Below are 3,082 nucleotides of genomic sequence, written 5' to 3'. Positions count from 1 at the left end.
ACCGCGGGGACCGATCGGTCCCCGCGGTTTTCCCGTGCCCATCGGGCCTTGTCCGGTCAGCTCTTCTTGTCTCCGGAGGGGCTGTTCCGGCGATTGAGCAGCACGCCGCGGATGCCGGCGTGGAAACCGTCGCGCAGGTTGACGCGCTGGGCGTCGGTGAGGGTGTATTCGTGCAGGGTCTCGCACGCGAACTGCAGCAGGGGGCGGTCGATTTCCGGGGGCAGGCCGCCGCCGGACAGCAGGTGCGCCTCGTCGCGCTGGGCGTCGGTGGCGGCGGATTCGTACCACCACAGGGCGTACTGCTGGCCGACGTCGAACGGGGACTGGAAGCCCGCCGACGCCCACACTTCGTTGGGCAGCGGCACGTAGCGGGATCGCAGCTTGCGGCGCGGCGCCATCATCGACGGGTTGGGGCGGGGGCTGCTGGGCTTCGGGGGCGTCTCGGCCTTGGCCTCGTTCGCCTCCGGTTGCTTGGCGACGCCCGCCGCACCGTCCTGACCGGCGTCATCGTCGGAAGCGGCGTCAGTGGTCGTCGTCGTGGCGTCGGCCGTATCGCCGTGCGCGGAGTCGCCGCCGTCGGTCGCCGACTTGCCGGCCACCGCTTCGGCCTCCGGTGCGGCAGAACCATCGGCGCCTTCCGAGGACTTTTCCCCGGCCTTCGCCGCGGCGGCAGCGGCGGCCACCGCGGCCATCGCCTCCACCGGGTCGCGGGGCGCCGGCGAAGAACCGCCCACGCCCGCACGTTCCGCCGCCGCATGCTCCGCCTGCGCGGGGATCTCCCGGGCGCCGGCCTTCGCCGCCGCTTCGGCCGCCGCCACCTTGGGCGCGGCGGCCTTCGCGGTCGGTGTGGCGCCCGCCGACTCCGGGTCCTCCGCCGCCGAATCACCGGCCGACGACTCGTCGTCACGCGCGGCCCCCGGAGGCGTGACCCGGGTGTCCGGAACCTCCGTGGCGCCCTGCTCCTCCGGGGGTTCGCAATCGCCGAGCGGCTTGTCGCGCACGATCGGCGGCAACGGACCCTCCAGCACGTTGAGCTGCATGGATTCGGCGAAATCCTCGCGCGGATCGAGGATCGTCGTCGAATCGCACGCATGGCGCAGCGCCGACGACATCGAATCCCAGCCGAAGCCGTAAAGATGGACGCGCACGCCTGAATTCGACGCCTCCGTCACACCCGGCAACATGTCGGCGTCACCCGACACCAGGACGATGTCGGACGCCTGGCCGCGCACGCCCGCCAGCACCATGTCCGCCACCAGCCGCGTGTCCACCGCCTTCTGCGTGCGGCGATCACCCCACTCGATGAGCTGTCCGGCCCGCAACTGCACGCCGTCGATCGTGCGCAGGGAACGTTGATAACGGTGCGGCCCCGACTCCGGGATGCCGTCGTACCAGAGCTGCCGCTGCACCGGCTGCCCCAGCTGCTGGGTGATCATTCGGTCGAGAACATGCACCACCTCTCTGAGATCGATTTCCAATTGCCCGCGGGCCCCGGTCTCCCACGAGTTGTAAAAGCTGGCGAGCAGGTAAGACGTGTCGACGTACACCAATGTGCGTTCAAGCATGGGCTCCTTCAATCCGTTCATTGCTAAAGAAAGTCAGATTCCGTCACGTCCCAGGATGCATGAATTTCGCCGGGCGGTGTCCGAATCGCGCCAGGGGTACCGTTGACCACGGCCGGTGCGGGAGTCGAGCGCGGGAAGGTGGCGGGCCGGGTGAAACGGTGGTTCGCGATGCTCGTGGCGGTGACCGTCGTCGGGCAGTCCGTGTTCAACGGCGGGCGCGTGTTGCTGAGTTACCGCGTGCTGAACTTCGGCGGCGACGCGGCGACCGTCGGCGTGTTCACCGCGGCGTTTTCGCTGGTGCCGCTGCTCATCGCGCTGCGTGCGGGGAGGTTGGTCGACGATGGCCATGCCCCGGCGGTGATGCGCGCCGGGCTCGTCGCCACCGTCGTCGCGACGGCGGTGATGGCCTGGTCCGGGGGCTTGGCCGTGTTGTTGGCGGGGTACGTGGCGCTGGGGTTCGCGCACATGACCACGCTCATCGCGGCGCAGGGCATGGTGTCGCGGTTGCGCGGCACGACGACGGGCCTGGATTCCCTGTTCGCCTACTTCACGTTGGGCATTTCGGTGGGGCAGCTGCTCGGCATCGCGTTTTCGGGGTGGATCGCCGCCGGTGGCCAGAGCGACGGTGGCGTCGACACGACCCCGGCGTTGCTCGCCTTGACCGGGTTGGGTGCCGTGGCGCTGGTCGCGGGCTGGCCGGTGGCGTCTGCTTTCCGACGGCTCGTCCCCGGGGTGGAGCAGCCGGCGGAAGGGGCGCCCGCCCATGTGCCGGTGTCGCGGATGCTCCGGTTGCCGGGAATGCCGGCCGCGATGACCGCGTCGATCGCCGTCATCGTCGCCATCGACTTGCTGACCGCCTACATGCCGGTGCTCGGCCAGGAAATGGGATTGTCCGTCGGCGAGGTGACCATGATCCTCGCCGCGAGGTCGGGCATGGCCGTGGTGTCGCGGGCGTTGATGCCGTGGGCGCTGGCGCGGGTCGACCGGGATCGGGTGCTCGTCGCGATGAGTGCCGCCGGGGCGGTACCGCTCGTGCTGACGCCATGGCTCGGGCAGGCGTGGCTGCTGGCGGTGGCGACGGGAGTGTGCGGTTTCGCGTGGGGCTTCGTCATGCCCATGACCATGACGTGGGTGTCGTCGCTGGTTCCCGCCACCGATAAGGCGATGGCCCTGTCGGTACGACTCATGGGCAACCGTCTGGCGCAGGTGGTGTTGCCGGCGGGTGCCGGTGCGCTCGCCGCGAGCGCCGGCGTCGCCGTGGTGTTCGTGCTGTCGGGATTGGTGCTCGGGGCCTCCGCGGTGGGTGCGGGGCGTTCGTTGGGTGTGGGTCGTGAGCGCCGATCTGCGTCGTGACCTGGCGTTTTGCTTTGTTCGGCGCGGCGTGTGTAATGTTCTGGTGGTCAGCGCGACCGACACCGCAAGGTGATCGGGTCACTGGCTGGGGGAAGAGCGGAAAACTTTCTGGTCTCGGTCGTTTGCGCGGCGGATTCCGGGTGTGGTAAGTTCTTCTCTTGCTG

2 protein-coding genes are annotated in these 3,082 nt (G+C 69.7%); one reads left to right on the top strand and one right to left on the bottom strand.

Annotated elements, in window-relative coordinates; all coding sequences use genetic code 11:
* Positions 1–56: 56 nt before the first annotated feature.
* Complete coding sequence (locus tag HMPREF3121_RS01310; RefSeq protein ID WP_070519269.1) at positions 57–1,565, bottom strand: NYN domain-containing protein; 1,509 nt, start codon at positions 1,563–1,565, stop codon at positions 57–59.
* Positions 1,566–1,715: 150 nt separating this feature from the next.
* Between HMPREF3121_RS01310 and HMPREF3121_RS01305 the strand changes: the two genes are divergently transcribed.
* Positions 1,716–2,918, top strand: coding sequence for an MFS transporter (locus HMPREF3121_RS01305; RefSeq protein ID WP_083291139.1), 1,203 nt, complete (start codon positions 1,716–1,718; stop codon positions 2,916–2,918).
* Positions 2,919–3,082: the final 164 nt, after the last annotated feature.

This window comes from Corynebacterium sp. HMSC11E11 (genome assembly GCF_001807025.1).
Taxonomy (GTDB): Bacteria; Actinomycetota; Actinomycetes; order Mycobacteriales; family Mycobacteriaceae; genus Corynebacterium; species Corynebacterium freneyi.
Note: the sequence above shows the minus strand (reverse complement) of the source record. Positions and strands in the feature narration are given on the sequence as shown.